Below are 1,382 nucleotides of genomic sequence, written 5' to 3'. Positions count from 1 at the left end.
GCGAGGAACGTATATGGACTCCCCTTGTAAAGCAATCATGTGTTAAATTAATTCATTGGTGCAATTAACAAGTTCACGTATATTCGGTTTCATTGTGGGGAGCTACCCCGAACCTTAATGGCTTAATCCACTTTCAAGACTCCTTATCGAGCAAAAGGTATCGAAGTACCGTCGTTCCTCACAGGTTTTGTCTTGCGTGCTTTAGTTACACTTTTTCATTAGTTTTACATACTTGCTTTTACTTGGCTAACGTCGCTGCTCTTTTTTGTCTACCTATCAATGCCTCTAAGCGAAATTTGGCTGATAGGCAGTGCCAGTTCGCAAAATAGCAAATGCCATTCTGACGAGCTTATTGGCTAAAGCAACGGTCGTTTTATTTAAATGATTTCGGCTGGCTTGCTCACGTATCCAGCAGCTTAGCGTGTCCTGTTTTTCTTTGGTAGAACAGACTACCGCTCGAGCACCATGCACCACCAGTGAACGCAAATATCGGTCTCCACGTTTCGTAATGCCAAACAATTTGTTATTACCTCCCGTTCCCGTGTGGCTCGGAACCAGACCTATACTGGCACTGGCATCTCGACCACATCGATAGGCCGATGCATCCCCCAATCGGGCATATAATCCACTTGCCACTATCCACGACACGCCAGGCAGCGAAATGAGTAACTGACAAGCCGGTACTTGTTTGGCTAAAGCCATCAATGCCTGTGTGCTTTGTTTCACCATCTCTTCAAGATGATATAGCTCTTGCAGCAAACCATGTAAGACTAATCGAATAGTTGGGGTTAATGAATTTTCGCCATCTTCGAGGTGCTCAGGTAATTGCCGCTTAAATTTACCGACCGTTTTGGGAATTTTAATACCGTATTCCAAACCCAACCCTCTGGCTCGATTGATCACTTGAGTGCGTTGTTTCATGTAACCTTGACGCAATCTGAGCAAACAAGCCAAATCCTGCTGCTCTAGTGTTTTGACTTTGACAAAGTAAGTTTTGGGCCGTTTTACCGCCTCAAAAATTGCTAACGCATCATTGGCATCGTTTTTATTACCACTGCGGTACTTCGCCACGATATGCGCGGGAACAAGTTTAATTCTATATCCCTGAGCTTCTAATTTTCTACCAAAATGGTGAGCTGTGCTACAGGCCTCCATACAAATAGTTGCACCAGAATGAAGAGCGATAAACTCAAGCATCTTAGATTCATTCATTTTTTTGTTGAATTTAAGCACGCCGTGGTGGTTGAAAAAAGCGACTTGGAAAACGGTTTTGGCAAGATCAATTGTAATAGTGCTAGTATTTATCATGGTATGGCTCCTTTGGTTTCGACACCTTCACCTTAGTTCATAATGACAAAGGTGGGGAGTCCATACCATTGAGC

The 1,382-nt window shown here is 43.6% G+C and carries 1 protein-coding gene; it reads right to left on the bottom strand.

Annotated elements, in window-relative coordinates:
- Positions 1-285: 285 nt before the first annotated feature.
- Complete coding sequence (locus ABD036_RS19045) at positions 286-1,308, bottom strand: IS110 family RNA-guided transposase (protein ID WP_343862774.1); 1,023 nt, start codon at positions 1,306-1,308, stop codon at positions 286-288.
- Positions 1,309-1,382 lie beyond the last annotated feature (74 nt).

The organism is Aliiglaciecola litoralis (assembly GCF_039523355.1).
GTDB classification, from domain to species: domain Bacteria; phylum Pseudomonadota; class Gammaproteobacteria; order Enterobacterales; family Alteromonadaceae; genus Aliiglaciecola; species Aliiglaciecola litoralis.
This window is presented reverse-complemented; position numbering and strand designations above follow the sequence as displayed.

Excerpts from the sequence above, each read along its gene's own strand:
- ABD036_RS19045 (WP_343862774.1), bottom strand. The coding sequence starts at position 1,308 with ATGATAAATACTAGCACTATTACAATTGATCTTGCCAAAACCGTTTTC.